At 60.6% G+C, this 23,349-nt stretch carries 21 protein-coding genes, 1 tRNA gene and 1 other RNA gene; 19 read left to right on the top strand and 4 right to left on the bottom strand.

Features of this window, described 5'->3' with window-relative positions; all coding sequences use genetic code 11:
• Positions 1 to 104: 104 nt before the first annotated feature.
• The 6 genes from der (at position 105) to EII23_RS09285 (ending at position 6,539) form a co-directional block, all read left to right on the top strand.
• Positions 105 to 1,469 (top strand): ribosome biogenesis GTPase Der, encoded by a 1,365-nt coding sequence (gene der / locus EII23_RS09310; protein ID WP_124793109.1) that lies wholly within the window; start codon positions 105 to 107, stop codon positions 1,467 to 1,469.
• Positions 1,470 to 1,576: 107 nt separating this feature from the next.
• The gene (locus tag EII23_RS09305) at positions 1,577 to 2,707 is read left to right on the top strand and encodes a branched-chain amino acid ABC transporter substrate-binding protein (protein ID WP_124793108.1); all 1,131 of its coding nucleotides are present in this window, start codon (positions 1,577 to 1,579) and stop codon (positions 2,705 to 2,707) included.
• A gap of 224 nt (positions 2,708 to 2,931) precedes the next feature.
• Positions 2,932 to 3,840, top strand: a complete 909-nt coding sequence (locus EII23_RS09300; RefSeq protein ID WP_124793107.1) for an ABC transporter permease subunit — start codon at positions 2,932 to 2,934, stop codon at positions 3,838 to 3,840.
• A gap of 2 nt (positions 3,841 to 3,842) precedes the next feature.
• Entirely contained in the window at positions 3,843 to 5,060 is a 1,218-nt protein-coding gene (gene livM / locus EII23_RS09295) for a high-affinity branched-chain amino acid ABC transporter permease LivM (RefSeq protein WP_124793106.1), read from the top strand.
• Positions 5,057 to 5,842, top strand: coding sequence for an ABC transporter ATP-binding protein (locus EII23_RS09290; protein WP_124793105.1), 786 nt, complete (start codon positions 5,057 to 5,059; stop codon positions 5,840 to 5,842). The genes livM and EII23_RS09290 overlap by 4 nt, the downstream gene beginning before the upstream one ends.
• Positions 5,835 to 6,539: an ABC transporter ATP-binding protein gene (locus EII23_RS09285; RefSeq protein WP_124793104.1), complete on the top strand. Its 705-nt coding sequence runs from the start codon at positions 5,835 to 5,837 to the stop codon at positions 6,537 to 6,539. Before EII23_RS09290 ends, EII23_RS09285 begins: the two co-directional genes overlap by 8 nt.
• A 147-nt stretch (positions 6,540 to 6,686) precedes the next feature.
• On the opposite strand, the gene EII23_RS09280 is transcribed toward EII23_RS09285, so the two are convergent.
• Positions 6,687 to 8,345: a ribonuclease J gene (locus tag EII23_RS09280; RefSeq protein ID WP_124793103.1), complete on the bottom strand. Its 1,659-nt coding sequence runs from the start codon at positions 8,343 to 8,345 to the stop codon at positions 6,687 to 6,689.
• Between the two features lie 28 nt (positions 8,346 to 8,373).
• Positions 8,374 to 9,702, bottom strand: a complete 1,329-nt coding sequence (locus EII23_RS09275) for a TolC family protein (RefSeq protein WP_260424671.1) — start codon at positions 9,700 to 9,702, stop codon at positions 8,374 to 8,376.
• 468 nt (positions 9,703 to 10,170) lie between these two features.
• On the opposite strand from EII23_RS09275, the gene tolQ reads away from it, so the two are divergent.
• The 9 genes from tolQ to ffs all read left to right on the top strand — a co-directional run bounded on the left by tolQ (position 10,171) and on the right by ffs (position 17,510).
• Entirely contained in the window at positions 10,171 to 10,866 is a 696-nt protein-coding gene (gene tolQ, locus EII23_RS09270) for a protein TolQ (protein WP_124793101.1), read from the top strand.
• A gap of 1 nt (position 10,867) precedes the next feature.
• Complete coding sequence (locus EII23_RS09265; RefSeq protein WP_124793100.1) at positions 10,868 to 11,317, top strand: ExbD/TolR family protein; 450 nt, start codon at positions 10,868 to 10,870, stop codon at positions 11,315 to 11,317.
• A 6-nt stretch (positions 11,318 to 11,323) separates the two neighbouring features.
• Positions 11,324 to 12,244, top strand: a complete 921-nt coding sequence (locus tag EII23_RS09260) for a cell envelope integrity protein TolA (RefSeq protein ID WP_124793099.1) — start codon at positions 11,324 to 11,326, stop codon at positions 12,242 to 12,244.
• A gap of 44 nt (positions 12,245 to 12,288) precedes the next feature.
• Positions 12,289 to 13,440: a TonB C-terminal domain-containing protein gene (locus EII23_RS09255; protein WP_185702351.1), complete on the top strand. Its 1,152-nt coding sequence runs from the start codon at positions 12,289 to 12,291 to the stop codon at positions 13,438 to 13,440.
• Positions 13,437 to 14,753: a PD40 domain-containing protein gene (locus EII23_RS09250; RefSeq protein ID WP_124793097.1), complete on the top strand. Its 1,317-nt coding sequence runs from the start codon at positions 13,437 to 13,439 to the stop codon at positions 14,751 to 14,753. The genes EII23_RS09255 and EII23_RS09250 overlap by 4 nt, the downstream gene beginning before the upstream one ends.
• A 192-nt stretch (positions 14,754 to 14,945) precedes the next feature.
• Positions 14,946 to 15,410 (top strand): peptidoglycan-associated lipoprotein Pal, encoded by a 465-nt coding sequence (gene pal / locus EII23_RS09245; RefSeq protein ID WP_124793096.1) that lies wholly within the window; start codon positions 14,946 to 14,948, stop codon positions 15,408 to 15,410.
• 208 nt (positions 15,411 to 15,618) lie between these two features.
• Positions 15,619 to 16,578: a D-2-hydroxyacid dehydrogenase gene (locus EII23_RS09240; protein ID WP_124793095.1), complete on the top strand. Its 960-nt coding sequence runs from the start codon at positions 15,619 to 15,621 to the stop codon at positions 16,576 to 16,578.
• A gap of 2 nt (positions 16,579 to 16,580) precedes the next feature.
• Entirely contained in the window at positions 16,581 to 17,393 is an 813-nt protein-coding gene (locus EII23_RS09235; protein WP_124793094.1) for an amidohydrolase family protein, read from the top strand.
• Positions 17,394 to 17,424: 31 nt separating this feature from the next.
• Positions 17,425 to 17,510, top strand: an RNA gene (gene ffs / locus EII23_RS09230) — signal recognition particle sRNA small type.
• A 458-nt stretch (positions 17,511 to 17,968) separates the two neighbouring features.
• On the opposite strand, the gene EII23_RS09220 is transcribed toward ffs, so the two are convergent.
• Complete coding sequence (locus EII23_RS09220) at positions 17,969 to 18,559, bottom strand: RNA methyltransferase (RefSeq protein WP_124793093.1); 591 nt, start codon at positions 18,557 to 18,559, stop codon at positions 17,969 to 17,971.
• A 146-nt stretch (positions 18,560 to 18,705) separates the two neighbouring features.
• Here EII23_RS09220 and EII23_RS09215 point away from each other — a divergent pair, with 146 nt between their 5' ends.
• Together EII23_RS09215 and EII23_RS09210 are read left to right on the top strand one after the other, a co-directional pair.
• Positions 18,706 to 20,133 (top strand): sodium:proton antiporter, encoded by a 1,428-nt coding sequence (locus EII23_RS09215; protein WP_124793092.1) that lies wholly within the window; start codon positions 18,706 to 18,708, stop codon positions 20,131 to 20,133.
• A gap of 123 nt (positions 20,134 to 20,256) precedes the next feature.
• Entirely contained in the window at positions 20,257 to 21,303 is a 1,047-nt protein-coding gene (locus tag EII23_RS09210) for a BMP family protein (RefSeq protein WP_260424669.1), read from the top strand.
• A 30-nt stretch (positions 21,304 to 21,333) separates the two neighbouring features.
• On the opposite strand, the gene galE is transcribed toward EII23_RS09210, so the two are convergent.
• A complete protein-coding gene (gene galE, locus EII23_RS09205) occupies positions 21,334 to 22,332 on the bottom strand; it encodes a UDP-glucose 4-epimerase GalE (RefSeq protein WP_124793090.1) in 999 nt (332 codons plus the stop codon).
• A 143-nt stretch (positions 22,333 to 22,475) separates the two neighbouring features.
• Between galE and EII23_RS09200 the strand changes: the two genes are divergently transcribed.
• Positions 22,476 to 22,551, top strand: a tRNA-Asn gene (locus tag EII23_RS09200).
• Between the two features lie 138 nt (positions 22,552 to 22,689).
• Positions 22,690 to 23,271 carry a hypothetical protein gene (locus EII23_RS09195; protein WP_124793089.1) on the top strand — a complete coding sequence of 194 codons (582 nt, stop codon included), beginning with the start codon at positions 22,690 to 22,692 and terminating at the stop codon, positions 23,269 to 23,271.
• Positions 23,272 to 23,349 lie beyond the last annotated feature (78 nt).

Raw genomic sequence — 23,349 nt, 5'->3', positions numbered from 1 at the left:
GAGCGCCACCTCCGGAGCACCCGGCCGCAGCTTCCCTTCAGGGCAGAAAAAGGTCATACTGGTTTTTTCACACACCATGCAGCACGCCCGCGCACAGGTTCACCATGTCCGAAACACTGCCCCAGATCGTCCTGGTGGGACGCCCCAATGTGGGAAAGTCCACCCTGTTCAACCGCCTTATCCGCAGCAACAGGGCCATCACCCATGACCGCCCCGGCGTTACCCGTGACCGCATGGAAGGCGTGGTGCGCCGCAAGTCCCTGCCCCCCTTCGGCATTGTGGACACGGGCGGCATCACCCTCAACGCCCACGCCGCTGTGGTGGAAGGCCCGGAGGGCATTCGCGGTTTTGAGTCCCAGATACTGCGGCAGACCGAAGCCGCCCTGGCCTCCGCCGCGGCCGTGGCTTTTGTGGTGGACGGCCGCGACGGCCTCCTGCCCCTGGACGAGCATCTGGCCGCGCACATTCGCCGCAAGGGCCTGCCCACGCTCTGCGTTGTCAACAAGACTGACGGCATGGAACGCGAAGACGAACACCTGGCGGAATTTCACTGTCTGGGCTTTCCGTTGCTGGCCGTGTCTGCCGAGCACGGGCACAACATCAACGCCCTGCTGGAAGAACTGGTCGCCCTGCTGCCCGCCGGGCACAGCGCCGCCCCGCCGGAGCCGCCCGCCCTGCGCCTGGCCATGCTGGGCCGCCCCAATGCGGGCAAGTCCTCCCTGATCAACGCCATTTCGGGCGAGGAACGCATGATCGTCTCCGACGTGGCCGGAACCACCCGCGACAGCGTTGACGTGCGCTTTCAGCGCGACGGGCAGGAATATGTTTTTGTGGACACAGCCGGGATTCGCCGCCGTACGCGGGTCACCGACAGGGTGGAAAAATATTCCGTCAATTCGGCCATCAAATCCAGCACCAAGGCCCACGTCACCCTGCTCACCCTGGACGCGACCGAAGGCGTGAGCCAGCAGGACAAGCGCCTCATTGACATGCTTAACACGCGCAAAACCCCCTTCATGGTGCTTGTCAACAAGTGCGACCTTGTGCCGCGCGACGCGCTGGAAAGGCTGAAAAAAAACGTAGCCGGCATGCTGGCCTTCTGCTCCCATGTGCCCCTGCTTGCAGTGTCCGCGCTCACAGGCAGGGATCTGCAAAAAATCCTGCCCCTGGCGCGCAAAATCCGCGAAGAATGCGGCGTACGCATTCCCACGGGGCAGCTCAACCGGGCCATGGAAGAAGCCCTTGCCAGAAACCAGCCGCCGGTGGTCAAGCGCGCCCGCGCCAAGTTTTTCTACCTCACCCAGGCGGAAACAGAGCCGCCCACCTTCGTCTTTTTTGTCAGCGATGCCGAAAGAGTGCCCGAAAACTACGTCCGCTATCTGGAGCGCATCCTGCGCAAGATATTCGGCATCGTCCATGCGCCCCTGCGCCTGCATCTGCGCTCAAGCCACAAGAAAAAGGAGCGATGAATTGCGGGCAGGGCGCATTGACAGGCCATCTGCAATGAGGCAAGTATGAAGACCGCACCAACTCCCGGCGGCATCGTCACGCACATTTTTCAGGTAAGGAGAGGCTGATGAAAAAAGGTACGATCTGGCTCGCGGCAATGGTTTTCTGCATGGCCCTGCACGCGCCCGCCCAGGCTGCGGACCCCATCAGGATCGGCGTGGCCGGAGCCCATTCCGGTGACTTGGCCTCCTATGGCGTCCCCAGCCTCAACGCCGCCAAGGCCATCATTGCCGACATCAATGCCAAGGGCGGATTGCTTGGCCGTCAGGTGGAACTGCTGGCCCAGGACGAGCAATGCAAGCCCGAAATGGCCACCAACGCCGCCACAAAACTTATTTCCGACAAGGCTGTTGTGGTCATGGGGCACATCTGTTCCGGCGCCACCAAGGCCACCCTGCCGCTGTACACCGAAGCGAAAATCGTGAGCATGTCGCCCTCGGCCACCACTCCGGAACTGACCGAAAGCGGCACGGCTCCTTACTTTTTCCGCACCATTGCCAACGACAAGGCTCAGGGCAAGCTGACCAGCGACTTCATCCTGAACAACCTCAAGGCCAAGAAGGTCGCCTACCTGCACGACAACGGCGATTACGGCAAGGGCTTTGTGGACAACAACCGCCTGGCGCTGGAAAAAAGCGGCGTGGAAACCGTGCTGTACGAAGCCGTCACGGCCGATGCCGTGGATTTTTCGGCCGTGGTCCGCAAGCTGCGCCGCGCCGCGCCCGACATTCTGGTCTTCGGCGGTTACCAGCCCACGGCCTCCAAGCTCTTGCAGCAGATGCGCCGTGACCGCGTGACCACGCCCATGCTCGGCCCTGACGGCCTGAAGGATGAGGCATTTATCAAGATGGCCGGCAAGGACAGCGAGGGAGTGTACTGCTCCTACCCCAAAGACACCAGCGGTCTGGCCGCATACAAGGCCGCCCGCGAAGCCCATGTCAAAATGTTCGGGGCAGAGCCCGGTTCTTTCTACTACAATGCCTATGCGGCCGTGCAGGCCCTGCTCAATGCCATCGAGAAGTCCGGCTCCACGGAGACGGCCAAAATCGTGGAAGCCCTGCACACGGTTCCTGTGGAAACGCCCTTGGGCACGTTGACCTTCGGCGCCAAGGGAGATGCGGCGGGCATGGCCCTTTCCATCTACCAAATCAAGGACGGCAAGTTTGTGGAACTCGACCACAGCATCGTTCTGGACTAACGCGCGTCTCCCCTGACGGGCATCCCGGCATCTTCCGGCAGGGAGCGCGCTTTCTGCCGGGGATCGCATATCCGCAACGCGCCTGTCCGGCGTGTGCGGCATGAAAAAAAACTGCCCGCCCTGCATAAGGGTGGGCAGTGTCCCATTGCCCGCTCCGGGAGCAGCGCAGGGCAAAACCGAAAAAACTGTGGAGCAGAATACGCGGCTCCACTCCATGACGGCGTATGGATTTTCTCTTTTTCACAGAGCTTTTTTTCGGGGGCCTGACCCGGGGCAGCATCTACGCGCTCATCGCTCTGGGCTATACCCTGGTCTACGGCATTATCGGCCTCATCAATTTTGCCCACGGCGAAATCTACATGCTGGGGGCTTTTACAGCACTGTTGGTGGCCGGCGCGCTGGGCCTCTGCGGCTTCCCCGCAGGCGGCATTCTGCTGGTTTCGGCTCTGGCTGCCGTTGTCTGGTGTTCCGCCTACGGCTATACTCTGGAAAAAGTGGCCTACCAGCCCCTGCGTAGCGCCCCGCGCCTTTCCCCGCTCATTTCGGCCATCGGCATGTCCATCTTTCTGCAAAACTATGTGCTGCTGGCCCAGACATCGGATTTCGTGCCCTTTCCCAACCTGTTGCCGCCCATGGATTTTCTTGAACACATCGGCTACGTCATGGGGCCAAGCGATTTTCTGATCCTCATGACCAGCACCCTGGCCATGATCGCCCTCACGCTCTTCATCCGCTTCACCCGTCTGGGCAAGGCCATGCGCGCCACAGCCCAGAACCGCAAGATGGCGCTTCTGCTGGGCATCAATGCCGACCGCATCATTTCCCTGACCTTTGTGGTTGGTTCGACGCTGGCGGCCCTGGGGGGCGTGCTCATTGCCTCGCATATGGGGCAGGTCAACTTTGGCATCGGATTTCTGGCCGGGATCAAGGCTTTTACCGCCGCAGTGCTGGGCGGTATCGGCTCCATTCCCGGAGCCATGGTGGGCGGCATTGTGCTGGGTCTGGCAGAGAGTTTCACCACCGGCTATTTTTCCGGAAATTATGAAGACATGCTGGCCTTCGGCATTCTTATCCTCATTCTCATTTTCCGGCCCGACGGCATTTTGGGCAAAGCCTCGGTACAGAAGGTGTAGCCATGCAACGTCTTCTCCGGTCAGTCCTCGCCAGCTTCTGGTTCATGCTTCTGGCCCTGCCCGTGCTGGGCATCAAGCTGAATACCGTCGAGCGCACCCTCACCTGGCGGCTGGACCGCATTTTTGCGCTGGGCGCGGGCATTTTTTTCCTGGCCTGCATCTGGGACTGGTGTTTCTCGCGCAAGGCCAAGGGGCAGCCTCTGGTGGCGCTGCCTCCGGGCAGCAAAGCGGCGCAGCAAGTGGCAGCCTTCGCGCGGCATCCCCTGTTTGCAACAGCGAGTCTGATCGCCCTAGGCGTGGCGCTGATTGCCATGCCTCTGGTCACCTCCTTTTATCAGACCAATATCATGATTTCGGCCATGCTCTACATCATGTTGGCTTTGGGGCTGAACATCGTGGTGGGGCTGGCCGGGCAGCTGGTGCTCGGCTATGTGGCATTTTACGCCATCGGCGCGTATTCCTACGGCCTCCTGCACCAGTTTTTCGGCTGGGGTTTCTGGACGTGCCTGCCGGTGGGCGGCATTCTGGCCGTTCTTTTTGGTCTGGCGCTGGGCTTTCCCGTCCTGCGCCTGCGCGGCGACTATCTGGCCATTGTCACCCTGGGCTTTGGGGAGATCGTCCGCCTGACGCTGCAGAACTGGAGCAGCCTCACCGGCGGGCCGCGGGGCATCAGCGACATCCCGCGCCCCACCCTGCCGGGTGTGGAGATGGACATTGCCCAGTCCACAACCTACATTTACTATCTTGTGCTGCTGGCCGTGATCATCACCATTGTTGTGGTCAGCCGCCTGAAAAATTCGCGTGTGGGGCTGGCGCTGCAAGCCCTGCGCGAAGACGAAATCGCCTGTGAGGCCATGGGCGTGGACATCACCCGCGTCAAGCTTTCCGCCTTTGCCCTGGGATCGTGCTGGGCGGGCTTTGCCGGAGTCATTTTTGCGGCAAAGACGACCTATATCAACCCCTCCAGCTTTACCTTCATGGAGTCGGCCATGATCCTCTCCATGGTTGTGCTGGGGGGCATGGGCTCCATCACCGGTGTGGTCATTGCGGCACTGATCCTGATTCTCGCTCCGGAATATCTGCGCGCCTTTTCCGAATACAGGATGCTGCTTTTCGGCCTTGTCATGACCCTCATGATGATTTTTCGCCCCCAGGGGCTGATCAGTGGCGAACGCCGCCGCTACCGCATCAGCGCCCTCCACACGGGAGAAAAATCATGAAAGCCGTTCTGGAAGTCATTGATATTTCCAAAGACTTTGGCGGGCTGCGTGCCCTGAACGAACTTTCGCTCACGGTCAACAGCGGCGAGATCGTGGCGCTTATCGGCCCCAACGGCGCGGGCAAGACCACTTTTTTCAACTGCGTCACCGGCATTTACACGCCCACCGAAGGGCAGGTCTACCTGCACGACGCCAAAGGGCAGAAGCATTTGCTCAACGGCAAAAAGCCGCACAGCATCACGGGTCTGGGCATGGCCCGCACCTTTCAGAACATCCGCCTGTTCAATGGGATGAGCGTGTTGGAAAACGTGATGATCGGCCGCCATTGCCGCACCAGAGCAGGGATTCTGGGGGCTGTTGTGCGCGACAGGCGCACCCGTCAGGAAGAGCAGGAATGCATTGACAGAAGCTATGCCCTGCTGGAACGGGTCAAACTGCAGGACGCCTGGAACGAAACCGCGCACAACCTGCCCTACGGTGCCCAGCGCCGCCTGGAAATCGCGCGCGCCCTGGCGACCGAGCCGCGCATGCTGCTGCTTGACGAGCCTGCGGCGGGCATGAACCCGCAGGAAACCAACGAGCTCAAGGAGTTGGTTTTTTCCATCCGTGACGACCAGCGCCTGTCCATTCTGCTCATTGAGCACGACATGGGCATGGTCATGTCCCTTTCCGACAGGATTTACGTCATGGAATACGGCTCCTGCATCGCCACAGGCAGCCCTGCGGAGATCCGCGCCAATCCGCGCGTCATCAACGCCTACCTCGGAGAGATCGATGCTTGAGCTGCGCAACACGGACGCCTGGTACGGCAATATCCGGGCCTTGCACGATATTTCTCTGCGTGTGGACGAAGGCGATATCGTCACCCTGATCGGAGCCAACGGCGCGGGAAAATCCACCACGCTGATGACCATCTGCGGCATCAACCGGCCCCGCCAGGGAGAAATTCTCTGGTACGGACAGCCCATCCACCACCTGCCGCCGCACAAAATCGTTTCTCTCGGCATTTCGCAGGTTCCCGAAGGCCGACTGATTTTTCCCGATCTCAGCGTGAGCGAAAATCTGGATCTGGGCGCCTTTCTGCGGCGCGATGCTGCTGCGCTGAAAGACGACCTGGACTATGTGTACAGCCTTTTTCCCATTCTGGCCGAACGCCGTCGGCAGGCCGGGGGCACGCTTTCCGGCGGCGAACAGCAGATGCTTGCCATCAGCCGCGCGCTCATGGCCCGCCCCAAGCTGCTGCTGCTGGACGAACCCTCGTTGGGGCTTGCTCCCATCATTATCCAGCAGATTTTTTCCATCATTCAGAGAGTCAATGCCGCGGGAACCACGGTTTTTCTTGTGGAGCAGAACGCCAACCAGGCACTGCGCATCGCCACGCGCGGGTATGTGATGGAAAACGGGCGCATTGTCATGCACGATGCCGCGCAGAATCTGCTGCGCAGTGAAGAGGTGCGCAAGGCCTATCTGGGCATGTAGCCCACACTCCCCACCGCCTTTTTGCGCAGAGCGCCTGTATGCCCAATCTTGTGGCATCCCTGAACACGCGCTTTCGCGGAATCTGCCAGAAAAAGGCAGTATCTTCGCGGAGTTGCCGCTTCGGAAAGAGCAAGGCAGATACTCCGCCTACACTTCGCTGATGATGGGCACCACCACGGGGTCACGCCCCAGCACCCGCCGGAAAAAATTGCGCAGGGAGGAGCGGATGCCCTCCCGCATGCGGGTAAGCTGGCCCGGCTTTGCGGCTTCGATTTCATCCAGCACAAGGCATTTGGCGTCTTCCAGCAGATGGCTGTATTTCTGCTCGAACACAAAGCCCTTGGAGAACATTTCCGGCCCGTGCAGCACGCTGCCCGTATCCGCATCCACCACCAGCACCACGATGACCATGCCCTCATCGCCCAGGATGCGCCGCTCCCTGAGCACCGAATAGCCCACATCCCCCACTCCCTTGCCATCCACCAGAGTGTATTCCACCGGCACTCGCGCCTCCAGGCAGAAGGAATCCGGCAAGAGGCGCAGGGGATGCCCGTTTTCGAGAAGAATGATGTTGTCCTTCTGCACACCGCTTTCTGCCGCGAGGCGTCCGTGCTTGACCAGATGGCGGTACTCGCCGTGGATGGGCACAAACAATTCGGGGCGCGTCGCCAAAAGCATGTCCCGCAGTTCTTCTTTCTGGGCATGTCCCGAAGCGTGGATGGCGTGCACGCTTTCGTACAACACCTCCGCGCCAAGACGGTACATTTCGTTGATCAGGCGGGAAACGGCCTTGACGTTGCCCGGAATCATGCGGGAACTCATGACAACCGTATCACCCTGACGGATTTCCAGTTGACGGTGCCCGCCCAGAACCATGCGGGAAAGCGCCGAAAGCGGTTCGCCTTGAGCGCCTGTGACCACCAGCACAATACGTTCGTCTGGCAGGTCGGGCACGCAACTGTGCGCGTTGAAAAACGCCGGGGGCAGTTTGGCGATGCCCAGTTCGCGAGCTGTTTCTATATTGCTGGCCAATGATTTTCCGCTGACGACCACCGTGCGGCCATGATCGCGCGCAAGATCGAAAACCTCCTGGATGCGCGGGATATGGCTGGAAAAAAGCGTGATGACAATGCGCCCCTTGGCGGTGGCAAAAATCCTGTCCAGAGAGGCCTTGACCTCCCTTTCTGTCAGGGAGCGCCCGTCACGGGCCACATTGGTGGAGTCCGAAAGCAGCAGGCGCACCCCCCCCGGCCCGGCAAAGGAGCGGAACAACTCAAGATCTGTGCCGGAACCATACAGGGGGTGCGGATCTATCTTGAAGTCCCCGCTATGCACCACACGCCCCACCGGACTTTCCACGCCCAGGGCAAAGCCTTCGGGAATGGAGTGACAGACGGGAAAAAACCGGAACGTCAGGTCGCCCAGGGGAAGCACGGTATTGCCGTCCACCGGGCAAAGTTCCGCCCAATCCAGGATATCCCGCTCGCGCAGCTTGTTTTCCACCAGAGCCAGAGTGAAGCGGGAACCGTAAATGCGGATGCCCCGCAGTTCGGGCACAAGCCAGGGCAGGGCTCCGATATGGTCCTCATGCCCGTGGGTGAGCACCACGCCCAGCAGCCTGTCTTTCACGCCGCTGACCGCGGCAAAGTGCGGGATGACAACGTCCACGCCCAGATGGGCGTCTTCGGGAAACATCAGACCGCAGTCGACCATCACAACGCCGCCAGCGGTTTCCCACAATTGGCAGTTGAGGCCGATTTCGCCCAAGCCCCCGAGGGGGGTGATTTTCAGATACGGTTCGCTCATCCTGTTGTGTCCGGCGCGGCAAAGGCACTCAATGCCGCAGAAGATTGGGGTGGAATTCCCCCATGACCACATACATCCGGGACAGGGAGGTCAGATAGTCGGCTCTGGCGGAAGTCAGGGCGGCCTGTGAGGCAGTCAGTTTGGACGAGGCGTCCAGCACCTCGAAATTGGTGCCGACCCGCTCCCGATACTGCGCAAGTGCCGCCGCATAGGCTTCGGATGCCTGCTCCACGGATTTTTCTGCCACACGGATGCGCTTTTCCGCCTCGCGCAATGCCAGCAGGCAGGATTTGACATCATGGCCAACAGTGAGCCGGAGGTTGGCCTCCTCATGGCGCATTTTCGTCACCAGCCAGCCTGCCTCCCTGTCGGCATGGTAGGTGGTTCCCCATTGGAAAACATCCCAGGTCAGGCGGGCTCCCGCTTCCCATGTGACGGAGTGCGAGCCGTTCTTGCCAGCCTTTTTGAGATCCGGCGTATTGCCGCTTTCAGTGACGTTGTAATACGCCTCCACCTGGGGATAATACCCGCTCTGCACCATCTGCTGCGACTTTCCCGCGATTTCCACGGATTTGGCCGCCATGTACACATCCGGCCGCTGCCGCCAGGCCGCCTCAAGGCATTGCTCCAACGAGCGGGAAAAAGGCACATGCCGCAACGTGCCCACATACTTGACACGGGCGGAGGCAGGCAGACCCAGCAGGATATTCAGAGCGGAAAGGCTGGTTTCGCGGCTGGTTTCAGCCTGAATGAGCGCCTGCTCCGCCTCCCGCACATCCACCTCTGCCTGGAGAACGTCCAGCCGCGGGCGCAGCCCCACCTTGTGAAAAGCCGTGGTGATGCGCAACTGATCCTGAAGGCGCGCCAAGGCATCCCGCTTGCTGCGCATGTCTTCGTCATACCGCAGGCAGTTCAAAAACTGCGTCTGCACTTCCTGCGTCGTGTCCAGTTCCGCCTTGCGCAGGGCGGCCTTGTCGCTGTCGGCCTGCAAGGCCGCCTTCTGATAGCTGGCCAGTAGCCTGAAGCCCTGAAAAACCTGTTGGGAAACCTCCACCCCCCAGGAATAAACGCCCCTTGACGGCGGCTTGGCAGATACCGGGGAGGAAGACTCCCGCTCCTGCCTGACCACCGAATAGCTGGTACCCAGCTTGGGGCCAAAAGCACTTTGCGCCGCCTTGCGGCCGGACTCGGAGGAGCGGCTCTGGGCCTCCTGCGCGCCGAGGCCGGGGTTGAAGCGCAAGGCCCGGTCCACAGCTTCAGGCATGGTCAGCGGCGCATCGGGCAAAAGGTCACCGCCGGGCGGAGAAAGGCGGCGCCCCCCACCGTACAGAGGTTCAGATACTCCGCCTGCACGCACCCCGGCACCCCACGCCTGCCCTGATGGCGGGCAAAACCCGCACAATCCTGCCAGCAGCGCACAGAGCGCCCACCGGGGAACAAAGCGGAACAACGGACAAAGGCGCAAAAAAAAGGAGGCCAAAAGCGGTGGAGGCGAAAATGGCATGGCGCAGCATACCCGGCGACAGAAGGCTTGGCAAGACAAACGCAGGAAGAATCGGGAAGATTCTAAAAAAAATCTTGAACATTTGCGCCGTCCGTTGCATGCTTTGCCGCAGGTTTTCCGGCCATCCGGAAAACCCCGGAAAGATGACAAAAACCTACTTCACGGATTTTGCGCCGTCCAAACCGCAAAACGGCTTGACGCAACGGCACTGGAAATCCGGAAAATCTGTGGCGGCGTCCGCCCTGTACCGGGCAGGGCCCGGTTTGTTCATTGTCGGGCATTCTCCCGGATGCCCGCCGTGCATTCTTTACGGAGAAGCTCATGGAATTCAGTTTTTTTGCAATGATCGCCCAGGCCAGTCTGGTGGCCAAGGCGGTGCTGCTCCTGCTGCTCATCATGTCCATCGCCAGCTGGGGGCTGATGATCCAGAAATCCATCGGACTGAGCTCCGCCAATTCCAAGGCGCGGAGCGGAACAGACCGCTTCGAGAAAGCCCCCAATCTGCGTGATGCCGTCCAGTCGCTGGGCTCCGACCCCACATCGCCGCTCTATTACATCGCCCATCAGGGCGTTCTGGAATTCAACCGCTCCAAGGAACTGGGCAACAGCAGCGATGTGGTGGTGGACAATGTGCGCCGCGCTCTGCGCCAGGGCGTGGGCACAGAGCTCTCGCGCCTGCAGAGTTCCCTGTCTTTTCTGGCCACCACGGCCAATACCGCCCCCTTTATCGGTCTTTTCGGTACAGTGTGGGGCATCATGGGCTCCTTTCACTCCATCGGCATGCTCAAGTCCGCCTCTCTGGCCACAGTGGCTCCCGGCATTTCCGAGGCACTGGTAGCCACGGCCATCGGTCTGGCTGTGGCCGTGCCCGCCACCGTGGGCTTCAATATTTTCATGGGCAAACTCTCGCAGGTGGACACTTTGCTGGTGAACTTCGCCGGTGTTTTTCTCAACCGTGTCCAGCGCGAGCTCAACGCCCACCGTCCCGTGCAGCGCGCGGGTGCCACGGAGCTGTAGCATGGGCGCGAGTCTCGGCGGCGGCAACAAATTCGTATCGGAAATCAACGTCACCCCCTTTGTGGACGTGATGCTGGTTCTGCTGATCATTTTCATGGTGGCCACGCCCATGATGAGCCAGGGGCTGGAAGTGGATCTGCCCCAGACCAAACAGGTCGAGGTGCTGCCTACAGAGGCTGACCACATGGTGCTGACCGTGCGCAGCGATGGAAAAATCTTTCTGGATGAATATGCGGTTGAAGGCATGGATGCCCTTGAGGGGTACCTGCTCAGGCTCGTGAAAGAAAAAAACAAGACCCTTTTCTTGCAGGCTGACAAGGCGGTTCCCTACGGAACCGTGGTGGAAGTCATGGGCCATATCAAGGCCGTGGGCATCGAAAAACTCGGCGTCATTGCCGAGCAGCCCGATGCCGCCCCCAAGGGGGACAATGCCGCCCGCGCTCCCAGGTAGGTTGACATGCGCCTGGCCTCCTATGTCCTTTCTGTCTGTCTGCACACGGCGGCTTTTCTGCTGGTCTGGTTCTGGCCGGGGCAGCCGCCTCTCCGGCTTGACGCTCCACCGGTGATGATCAGTCTGGTGGAAGGCGCGCCGGGCGGCAACCGCACCCCTTCACCCATTCTGGGGCATATGGGACAGCCTTCTGACGGTCCCCTTGCGCCAACGCCTCCCGCGCCCAAGGCGGAAGTTGCCGCCCCGGAACGCCCGGAAATCAGGGAACCCTCTCCCGTGCCTCCGCAACCCCGGCAGGAGGCCGCTCCGGTCAAAAAACCAGACCCTGTTCCGGAACCGAAGCCGGAGCCGAAACCGGAGCCCAAAGAAGACGCCAAACCCGTTGCCCCCAAAAAAGAGGACAAACCCAAAGAAGCTCCCAAACCGGCGGAAAGCCCCAAAAAAGACCCGCCCAAGCCTTCGCCCAAAAAGCCGGACCCTGTGGCCGCTGCCTTGCAGCAGGCCCGCAAGGCGTCTTCGCGCTCCGAATCCGGCGACAGGGGCAATGCTGTGGAGCAGGCACTGGCCCAGGCAAAAAGACGGGCGGGCGGCAATCGCGGAGGCGGCGGCGGAGAGGGCGACGGCCCCGGCGGAGGGGGGCTTGGCGATGTTTACATGGGGCAGGTCATGCTTGCAGTGCGCCCCAACTGGGGTTTTGCCTCTGCCGGGCGTGTCAACCTGCGTTGCGTGCTCAACGTGCGAGTAGACATGCAGGGGCGGGTGCAGCAGGCCACCGTGACCCACAGTTCCGGCAACGCGCAGTACGACTCTTCGGCGGTGAACGCCGTGATCCGCACCAGCCAGAGCGGGCAGTTTCCTCCCCCGCCTTCTGTGGAGTACAGCGAGCTTGAAATGGTTTTCACCCTGGACGAACTCATGGGGCGCTGACGCCCGCAGCCGGGAGACGTTTTTTCGCGCACCAACGCGCAGACGTGACGGACAATCATGAGGAGGATGCGGTGCTTCTGTTTTCCAGCCTTTCCCGCCTGATTGCGCTTGTTGCGCTGCCCCTCTGCCTTGCCGTGCTGCCGGGAAACGGCGGTCGGGCCTGCGCCGCCACTGCGGCCAGCATTGACGCCAGCGGGGGGTATGCGGGCCAGGTGCTGGACAAGATCATCGCCCACTGGGATCCCCCGCCCGCGCTCCGGGGCGACTTTCAGGCCCGCCTGAAAATTGCTCTGGACGCCCAGGGCAACGTCACGGACTGCAAGGCTGTGACTCCGTCAGAACTGGAAGCCCTGGACAGTTCCCTCTGCGGAACCGTACGCCACATCGGTTCCTTTGGCCCTGCGCCCCACGATACGCCGCTTGACCTGCACATGGCCTTCTGGACAGGTACTCCCAAAGGGCGGCACCGCCCCAGAACCATGACCACAGAAGAAGCCATGCGCGCGGAAATACAGGCCAGAACAAAGGCCGAGGCGGCTCTGGAAGACACGCGCGCCGCGGCGGCGGAAGACCGCGCCCGCCAGCGCGCGGAGGCCGCCGCAAAAGAACACGGCAGGGAGTTGCCCGATGTGCGCCCTGCCCCTGTGGCTCCGGCCGCGCCGCCCCCGCCCCGAACCTCCCCGGAAAAAACGCCCGCCCGCAAGCGAGCAGGCGTGTCTGACGACAATTCTCCGGCAGTGGTGCTCATGGGCAGGAGCGCGCCGCGCCCGTCAACAAACAACGCCCCCCCTCCGCTGACCATAACGGTGACCGACTCTGCGCAGGAGCCCGTACCTTCTCCGGAAGAGACTTCCGCATCTCCCGCACCGGAACCGGCGCCCGATGCGCACGCGCACTATCTGACCACAGTGGCCCAGCAGGCGAAGAAGGTCATCGTCATCCCCCTGCGGGCACGGGAAGGGCGCTATACGGCCGAAGTACGGCTGCTGGTGGAAGCGACAACGGGAAAAATCAGAAAAGTTGCCCTTCTGCGCGCCACCGGGGACAAGTTTCTTGACAGGAATATTCTCAGGGATATACCCCGTATGGGCAAAATTGCGCCCCCTCCCGCGGGCTTCGGCGAGCAGGTGGACATCACCCTTACCCTGGTGCGGGGCAAAAGCGCATCAGGCAAGCGAGGAAAACGGACGCCATGAAAAAACGCTTCCTTCTCCTGATTTTCGGACTCGTCCTGACGCTGGGCGGCGAAGCGCAGGCCACCGCGCGCGTGGATATTTACGGCCCGGGGCAGAATATCGTCAACCTTGCCCTGGCCGCGCCCATCAAGGGCCCGCAGGTGCAGGCCGCCAACATGGGCGCGGAACTGCAAAAACTCGTGGAGCAAAATCTCTCCTTTCTGCCCTTCATGCGCCTGACCGACCCCAGAGCGGTGCTGAGCGGCGTTCTGCTGGCCGGGTATGAGCCCCCCAACCTTGATTTCAAACGGTTCCAACTGGCCGGATCAGACATTGTCGTCACTACTTTCTGGCCCGACGGCGACAGCGGAACGCGCCCCGTACAGATCCGCGCGTTCGAGACCAATACCGGCGGACGCCTGTTCGGCAAGGAATATACCAAGGTTTCCGCCAAGGATTTGCCGGAAGTTGCTGACCGTTTTTGCGCTGACCTTCTGGAAGCCCTGACCGGTGACGGCTCCTTTTTCCGCTCCACGCTGGCCTTTGTCAAAAAAAACGGAAAGCTCAGCGCCAACGTATGGCTGGTCAAGCCTACAGGCCGCGACCTGCGCCAGGTCACCAATATTCCCGGCGAGGCCATGTCTCCGGCATGGTCGCCCGACGGCCGCTTTGTGGTTTTTGCCCACATTGACGAAAAATCCCATTCCCTGGGCGTGTGGGACCGTTCTTCGGGCAAGGTGCAGCGCATCCGCTTTCCCGGCAACGTGGTCATCGGCCCGGCCTTCATGCCCGACAACAAGGTGGCTGTAGCCCTTTCCAACGGAAAATATCCGGTCATCTTCCAACTGAACCACGTTTTCCAGAAAGAACGCATTCTGGAACAGGACAGCTCCATCAACGTCTCCCCCACCTTTGACAAGACAGGCACCAAGATGGCCTTCACCTCCTCACGCCTGGGAGGCCCGCAGATATTTCTCAAAGACCTGCGCGGCGGGAGCGTGACCCGCGTGAGCAAAAACGGCACCTACAATACAGAGGCCAACCTGTCGCCCGACGGGACCCTTGTTGTTTACAGCCGCATGACGGATTTCGGCCACCGCATTTTTGTGCAGGACATGCTCACCGGCATGGAAAGGCAGATTACCTTCGGCCCCGGCAGTGACGAGCAGCCCGCCTTTTGCGGCGACAGCTACTTCATCTCTTTCAGTTCCTCGCGCGGGGGCAGCCGCGGCATCTATCTGACCACCCGGCACGGCGGAGATGCCAAGCAGGTGCCCACAGGCGGCGGCCCGGCCTTTTTCCCGCGCTGGGGCATGCCTGGGGCGCAGAAGTAGCGACAGGCGGGAAAAACCGGCAACAGGCCGGGCGGGGCGGTAAAAAATATTTTACGAAAATGCTGCGAACCGGCCTTCCACGGCTTGACAAAACTTGCGATGGCGATACCATTCAAGGACGTGGGGATGCCCCCGTGCCTTGAAAGGAAAGGTAAAAAATTTTTCGGAGACTGAGCTGTTCAGGAGGACATTATGAAACGCTTGGCACTTGTTTTCGCTCTGGTCATGGCTCTGGCCGCCGGTTTTGGTTGCGCCAAAAAGGCCACCGAGCCCGGCTACGATGACGGCCTGACCCCTGAAATGCGCGCCGCGATCCAGCAGATCACCGACGCCCGTGTGTACTTTGCCTTTGACAAGTTCGACATCAAGAACGAGTACAAAGACATGCTGAAGGTCAAGGCCGACCTGATGAAGCAGTACCCCTCCATCCGCGTCCGCATCGAAGGCAACTGCGACGAGCGCGGCACCCAAGAATACAACCTTGCCCTCGGCGAGCGCCGTGCCCGCGCCGCTTACGAATATCTGGTCATGCTGGGCGTCAACCCCAGCCAGATGGAAATGATCAGCTACGGCAAGGAAAATCCCGCCGTGCAGGGCAGCAACGAAGCTGCGTGGAGCAAGAACCGCCGCGACGACTTCCGCGTGGTTGCCCACTAGTTTTGCCTGCATGCGGGCCGCCACAGGTGGTTCGCACGGGACGTTTTTGGGGAACGCCTGCTGGTGTTCCCCATTTTTTTGTGCCTGTGGCACAAAAGGCGGCATCCGTTCTGCCTGCTCCCGCTTTTCTGCGCTTGTGCATTGCCCTCCCTCCGCGCTAGGATGAGCGCATCCGACATTTTTGTGCCAAAGCCTCAACGGGGGAGCCATGAACATTGTGATTCTTGACGGCGGCGTTCTCAATCCCGGTGATGTGGACTGGAGCCCCATCGCAGCCCTCGGCCGGTTGCGCGTTCATGACGCGACGCCGCCCCATCTGCTGGAAGAGCATGCGCGGAATGCCGATATTCTGCTCACCAACAAGACCCCCCTGCGCAAAAAAGATGCCCATGCCCTGTGCAACGTGCGCATGGTAGGGCTGCTTTCCACTGGCTACGATGTGGTGGATCTGGACATGTTCACGGAGCTCGGCGTGCCGGTGTGCAATGTGGTGGCCTACGGCGTAAGCGATGTTGCCCAGCATGCCATAGCCCTTTTGCTGGAACTTTGCCGACGCACCAGTCTGCATACCGAAAGCGTCAAAAACGGCGAATGGAGCCGCAGGCAGACATGGTGCTACTGGAAAAGCACCCCCCTGTGCCTGGAAGGGTTGACCATGGGCATCGTGGGCTTTGGCGTCATTGGCCGCCGCATGGGAGAACTGGCCCATGCCCTGGGCATGGACGTTCTGGCAGTGAGCCGCACCCGGCAAAACCCTCCGGCGTACAGCCCCTTCGCCTTTGTCGATCTTGACGAGGTTTGGGGGCGGGCGCATGTCATTTCCCTGCACTGCCCGCTCACCCCGCAAACCCGCCACATGGTCAACGCCCGCAGCCTTGCCGCCATGCGCAGGGGGAGCCTGCTGCTCAATACAGCCAGGGGTGCGCTGGTGGACGAGGAAGCCGCTGCCGCGGCACTGCACTCGGGGCATCTGGGGGGGATTGGCACGGACGTGCTCTCGGTGGAGCCGCCCGATCCCGGCAACCCTCTGCTCCACGCGCCCAATACATTGATCACCCCGCACATCGCCTGGGCCACCACGCGGGCCAGGCAGGCCATCATTGACCTCACGGCAAACAATATCCGCTGTTGGCAGCAGGGAAAACCCGTCAACGTTGTCAATGCCTGATCATGCGCATCGATATCCATACCCACGCCTTTCATCCCAAAATCGCCCACAAGGCCGTGGCGCACCTCAACGCATTCTACCGCGTTGCCTGCGTGGGGGACGGTACCATTGCCGGACTGCTGGAAAGCGGAGCAAGGGCGGGCATGGACAAATGCGCCGTACTCTGCGCCGCCACAACCCCGGCCCAAGTCATCCCCGCCAACAATCATGCCATCAGTCTCCAGCGCCAATACCCGGACAGGGTCATTGCCTTCGGCACCCTCCACCCCGGATACGAAAAATGGGAGACAGAGCTTGCGCGCCTTCGGGCCGCGGGCATTCGCGGCATCAAACTGCACCCGGAATGTCAGGGATTCCGCCTTGATGATCCCAGGCTGCTGCCCATTCTGGAGGCTGCGCAGGAGCATTTCGTCTTTCTTTTCCACATCGGCGACAAAAAGCCGCCAGAGAACAATCCCTCATGCCCCTACAAACTGGCGGCGCTCCTTGCCGCCCTGCCCAGACTGCGCATCATTGCCGCCCATTTTGGCGGATACCGCATGTGGGCACACGCCCTTCTGGCACTGAAGGGCAAAATTCGGGAAAACCTGTGGGTTGATACGTCAAGCACAACGCCCTTTGCCACGCCGCAACTGGTCAAAAAGCTGTTGCGTGCCTGGCCGCAGGAAAAATTGCTCTTCGGATCAGACTGGCCTCTGTACAGTCCGCTGGAAGAACGTCTGCGCCTGGAAAGCATGGGAGGGCTCTCCCCCGATGCCGTGGACAGGATCATGGGCAATGCCGCCGCTCTGCTTGCTCCGTGCGGGGCGGATTGACAGCCTCTTCTGTTTGTGGATACAAGAAAGCCAAGCCGGACGGCGGCAGCACTGCCAACCCCGTCAGGTCCGAAAGGAAGCAGCGGCAACAGACGTTGCCGGGTGTCCGGCCCACAAAAACCGCAACGGCATGCCGTTGCGGTTTTTGTATGGTCTTTTGCCCGGTTTGCGTCCCGAAATCCCTGTTCAGGGCGCGCATTCCCCGGCGGCAATACGGCCTTGTCCGGATACAAAATACGCGTTTCTTCCAGGCGCGCGCATACCGGGCGGCAATCTACAAGCCTGATCCTGACCAGAGCCGCAAGCGCTTCGCGCACAGCCGGCCGCCCACGCCGAAGGCCTCCATCAGGTCCCGCTCCGAGGGCAACGACTGCCCCACCCGGTATATGCTCGCCCGGATGTCCCGCAGCAGGCAAAAAAACTTGGGTATGCGCCCGCGGGCGCTGCATGTGACGCTTGGCATCCGCCTGGGGCAGCGTCTTCTTTTTGTCGCTCCCGGTCGGCATGGACGCACCTCCGCTTTGGATTCACCGGTTGCACTCTGCGCACCCTGCGGCCAGGGCGCAAAAATGCAATTACTTTTCAAGCCATTGCGCCAGTTTTTCTTCCAGCATATCGGCGTTCATGCGCGCGGCGGAATACATGCCTGCGGCCTCGCGCTGGCGGGCGGCCTCCGCCAGAATAACGGCCGCGGCCACCGAAACATTGAAGCTCTGGATCATGCCGCGCATGGGAATGTACAACTGGCCGTCGGCCTCCTGCAAAAGCTCCTGCTCCACTCCGCTGTGCTCGTTGCCCATGATGACAGCCGTGGGCAGGGTCATGTCCCACGCGCCCAGCGGCCGTGCTGCCGGAGAAAAAGAGGTAGCAAGAACTTGCATCTTCTGCGCCCGCAGGCTGGAAAACAGGGAGGCACTATCCTTGTGGCGCACACTGTCCACCCATTTGCGGGCAGAGGCGGAGGTTTTGCGCCCCAGCACAGGAAAAGGCGTGCCGGTATAATACAGGTGCACGTGCCCTACGCCGAAGGCGTCACACGAGCGGTAGATGGCGGAAACATTGTGGGGATCGTGGATATTTGCCAGCACAAGCGTCAAATCCGGCTGGCGGCATTCCAGCACGGCACGCAGACGTGCCCTGCGTCTGGCCGTGGGGTCCTTGGGCATGATGATTCCCCGGAGAAAACGGTCTGGCAAAGCAAAAACTTTTCGTGGGACAGTGCTATTGCAAGCAAATCCTCTCTGGGATAATATACTCTGTGGTTTCTGTCCATACCGCTTCTTTATTCATCCATGACGATAACGGAGCCCTCATGAAAAAACTCCAAGCCGTACTTGCCGCCTTTCTTGCCACCGCGCTTCTTCCTTGTGTGGCGCTGGCCGCCGAAGGGCATCCCTCCATTCCCGGTGCAACCCTTCCTGTCTACTGGGTAATCCCCTTTGTCTGCATGCTGCTGTCCATTGCCATCATGCCGCTGGCCACACCGCACTTCTGGGAGCACCATTTCGGAAAAATCTCGGTTTTCTGGGGACTGGCCTTTCTGGTTCCCTGCCTGGTGGTTTTCGGCTTCAATGTGGCACTGTACGAATTTCTGCATATCATCCTGCTGGATTACATTCCCTTCATTGTCCTGCTCTTTTCCCTGTTCACGGTGGCTGGCGGCGTTCGCCTGACGGGAACCCTGGTGGGCACACCAACAGTCAACACGGGCCTCCTGGCCGTGGGCACGGTTCTGGCCAGTTGGATGGGCACGACCGGCGCGGCCATGCTGCTCATCCGGCCTTTGCTGCGCGCCAACGCGCACCGCAAATACCGCATGCATTCCGTTGTTTTTTTCATTTTTCTTGTGGCCAATATCGGTGGTTCTCTCACTCCTTTGGGTGATCCGCCGCTCTTTCTCGGCTTTCTCAAGGGCGTCACCTTTTTCTGGACCACCAGCTATCTCTTTGTGAAAACGCTGATCCTGTCCGTGGCGCTGCTGACCATCTACCTGATCCTGGACAATATCCTCTTCCGCAAGGAGGGCAGCCCCACGCCGCCCCAAAAGCCCGATGCCGCCGGAGAAAAACTGGGGCTGGACGGCAAGATCAACCTGCTGTTGCTGCTGGGTGTGGTGCTGGCGGTTCTTCTTTCGGGGCTTTACCCCCTGGGTGTGCTGCTGGAAGTTTTCGGCATTCCCATTGAAGGCCAGAACCTGCTGCGCGATCTTGCCCTGCTGGGCATTGCCGGGCTGTCTCTCAAACTTACCAGCACGCGTTGCCGTGAGCTCAACGACTTTTCCTGGGCCCCCATACAGGAAGTGGCCAAACTCTTTTTCGGCATCTTCCTCAGCATGATTCCGGCCATCGCCATTCTGCGGGCCGGAACAGAGGGCGCACTGGCTCCCCTCATCCAGATGGTTTCCCAGGACGGGCAACCGGTCAACACCATGTACTTCTGGCTCACCGGCATGCTGTCCAGCTTCCTGGACAATGCGCCCACCTATCTGGTGTTTTTCAATACTGCGGGCGGTGATGCCCAGCACCTCATGTACGATATTCCCACAACGCTGACAGCCATTTCCGCAGGCGCAGTGTTCATGGGCGCCAATACCTACATTGGCAACGCTCCCAACTTCATGGTGCGTTCCATCGCGGAAAACCAGGGTGTGCGCATGCCCAGTTTCTTCGGCTACATGCTGTGGTCAGGAGGCATCCTGATTCCGCTGTTTGTGCTGCTCACCTGGCTCTTCTTCATCTAGGCCGGGGATTGCCCAAGCGTTGCGGGCCTGCGGAGGGGACACCCCCGTCAGGCCCGCAACAAGCGATAATGCTTGTGCCCGCCGCGCATGCTTTTGCGCGGCGGGCCGCGTACAGGTAAAATCATGCCCGCTTTCTTGCGTAGCGGCCTTTTGCCGCTTTTTTCCCTGTTTTTTCTGGCTCTGCCCGCGTGGGGCGCGCCCGGCACTGCCCTGAGCGTGGCCCTGCTGCTGGAAAGCCCGCCCGGCGATCACGGCTGGAACGATGCTCTGGCACGAGGGCTGGACAGGGCGCGTGTGCAACTGGGAGTGGACGCGCACGTTCTTGTTGCCCCGGAGGACACACCTGCTGTCTTGCGGGATTTTTTTCGGGACGCGGCGAAAAACCATGACCTCGTGCTCATTGCCTCGGACAGGCTGCACGAAACCCTGCGCAACAATGCGGCTGATTTTCGCAAAACCATGTTTGGCTGCCTTGACGCGGGCATACGCGCACCCAATATCATGTCCTTGACCTTTGCCGACGAACAGGCGGCATTTCTGGCCGGGGCCGCCGCGGCCATGCTCACGGCCCACAATACCCTTCCTGGCATCAATGCTGAAAAAACCATCGGCTGGATCTCCGGCCGCGATACCCCGGCCATGCTCTCGCTGCTCAACGGTTTTACGGAAGGCGCGCGTGCCGTGGATCCGGAAACACGGGTCATCCATGCCGTCACCGGTTCGTTCGGCGATGCCGCCGCAGGCCGCGCGGCCGCACAAAATTTGCTGGAACAGGGTGCGGATGTTCTGGCTCTGGCTTGCGGCGCAGGCAACGGCCCGGCTCTGGAGGAAGTTGCGCGGCACAAAGCCTATGCCGTAGGCTTGGATACAGACCAAGCCGCGCGTGCGCCCGGCCGCATCCTGACCTCCATTCTCAAGTATCCGGACAAGGCTCTTTTTGATCTGGTGGCCGCAGCGGCAGCAGGAAAATTTCAGGGCAAGGAAATCCGCGTGCTTGATCTCGGAAACGGCGGTGTGGACATTGCGGACATAGCGGCTTTCAGGGCCGTTGCGGGGAAAGATGTGGCGCCCCATATGGAGCGCCGTCTGCGTGAACTGCGCCACGAAATTGTTTCTGGCGGCATTCGCCTCAAATCCCTGCGCGCCCGCACCCTCTGCGACTGCCTGTAGACCAGCCGTGCCAATGGCGCAGGGCTTTTTTCATCTCCGCACCCTGCCTCCGAACCCGTGCGGATGGGCCTGATGCCAAGCCCATGCCGAAGCAAGGATATCTTCAATGCCCGCGCGGGCCTGCCAGCCCAGAGCCTGCCGGGCGCGCTCCGCTGATGCCACAAGACAGGCCGGGTCTCCGGCGCGCCGCGGCCCCACTTCGACAGCAACAGGCATGCCGGTCACACGGGATGCGGCATCCACAATCTGCCGCACGGAAAAGCCGGTTCCGTTGCCCAGATTGCAGACAAGGCTGCTCCCTCCGCCATGCAGATATTCCACTGCGCGCACATGCGCGTCTACCAGATCCATAACGTGCAGATAGTCCCGGATGCAGGTACCGTCGGGGGTGGGCCAGTCATCGCCAAAAATGGTGACGCAGCGCCGCCGCCCCAGAGGAACCTGCAACACAAGGGGAATCAGGTGAGACTCCGGCTGGTGATCCTCACCGATTTCTCCCCCTGGCCACGCGCCCGCTACATTGAAATAGCGCAGAATGACCGAGCGGATACCGTGCGCCTTTCCCGCCCAAGCTGTCATGCGCTCCATGAACAGCTTGCTCTCGCCGTAAGGACTGGCGGGACGCAGGGGACTGTCTTCAACAATGGGGATACGCTCCGGCTCGCCATATACCGAAGCTGTGGAAGAAAAAACTATCTTGTCCACACGGTGCCGGACCATGGCTTCCAGCAGAACCTGCATCCCGTGGACATTGTTGTGAAAATATTCCAGCGGCCGCTCCATGCTCTCGCCCACCAGAGAACTGGCGGCAAAGTGTACCACGGCATCCACGGCGTGCCGGGAGAAAACGCTTTCCAGCAGCGCGGGATCGCGCATGTCGCCCGTGTGCAGGCAAACATCGGCGGGCACAGATGCCGCATGCCCGCTCAATAAATTGTCCAGCACCACGGGAGTTTCTCCACGCTCCCGCAGCGCCCGCACATAGTGGGAGCCTATGTAGCCCGCACCGCCGCACACCAGTATGGCCATGAATCTTCCGCCTGTTCCTTGTTGACACTCCCGCGCCCAAAGCGCGCAAATATTTTTGCATGATAGTGTTTTTTTGACAAGCAGCTGTTTTTTTTGCTTGACCTTGGAAGATGTCTTGAGTAGAAATTCTACCTGTGTGATGATCCCCGATAGCTCAATCGGCAGAGCGGGTGACTGTTAATCACTAGGTTGGCGGTTCAAGTCCGTCTCGGGGAGCCAAGAAAATCAAGCCTCCACAGAATGAACTCTGTAGAGGCTTTTTTTGTAGGCTCTGGACCATCAGCACAACACCGGATACCCTGAAAAACTGAAAATGTCCGAAAACCGCACGACCGCAAATGGAAACGGGCACTCTTGATGCAACACATTGATATTGTTCGTCGTTACGGAATCCGGGGCAAAGGCTTCAGCAACCCCGACAACTATATCATCAAAACCGTCAAGGCCTTTCACCTGCTGGCCGCCACGGCATGGGCCGGAGGCGCGCTCTCCATGCAGGCTCTCAGTTTTTTGAGGCTCAGCACCGATGATGCGGGGGCCGGAGCGGTCATCCAGGCATCTCTGCATTTTGTGGACACATGGGTTGTCATGCCCGGTCTTGCTGGCTGCATTTTGACAGGCCTGTTCTATTCTTTCGCCACTGCCATCGGTTTCTTCAAGTTTGCCTGGATCGGATACAAATGGCTCATCACCTGCGCTGCCGGTTTTTGGGGCGTCCTGTTCTGGGGGCCGTGGGGTGACGCATACATCCTCCAACTTTCCGGCACAGGCATTGATGTTGTGCTGCGCTTTGTCCGCGCCTTCATTCTGCCGGAGAGCATGTGGCAGGGAGCGCTGCAACTGCTTGTCATCCTCTCCATGTGCCTGATTTCCGTCTACCGGCCCCTCTCCTTCCGCCACAGGCAACTGCAACCCCTGGAATCAAAACCACCCGCATAGCGGGTGGTTTGCTCAAGCCCTATAAGGGCATATTACCGGCCAGCGCCTAAATGACGCTGGCTTTCACTTCGTTCAAGC

Source organism: Desulfovibrio sp. OH1186_COT-070 (genome assembly GCF_003860215.1).
Taxonomy (GTDB): Bacteria; Desulfobacterota; Desulfovibrionia; order Desulfovibrionales; family Desulfovibrionaceae; genus Desulfovibrio.
The sequence above is the reverse complement of the archived record's forward strand: the minus strand, read 5'-3'. Positions and strand labels throughout refer to the sequence as shown.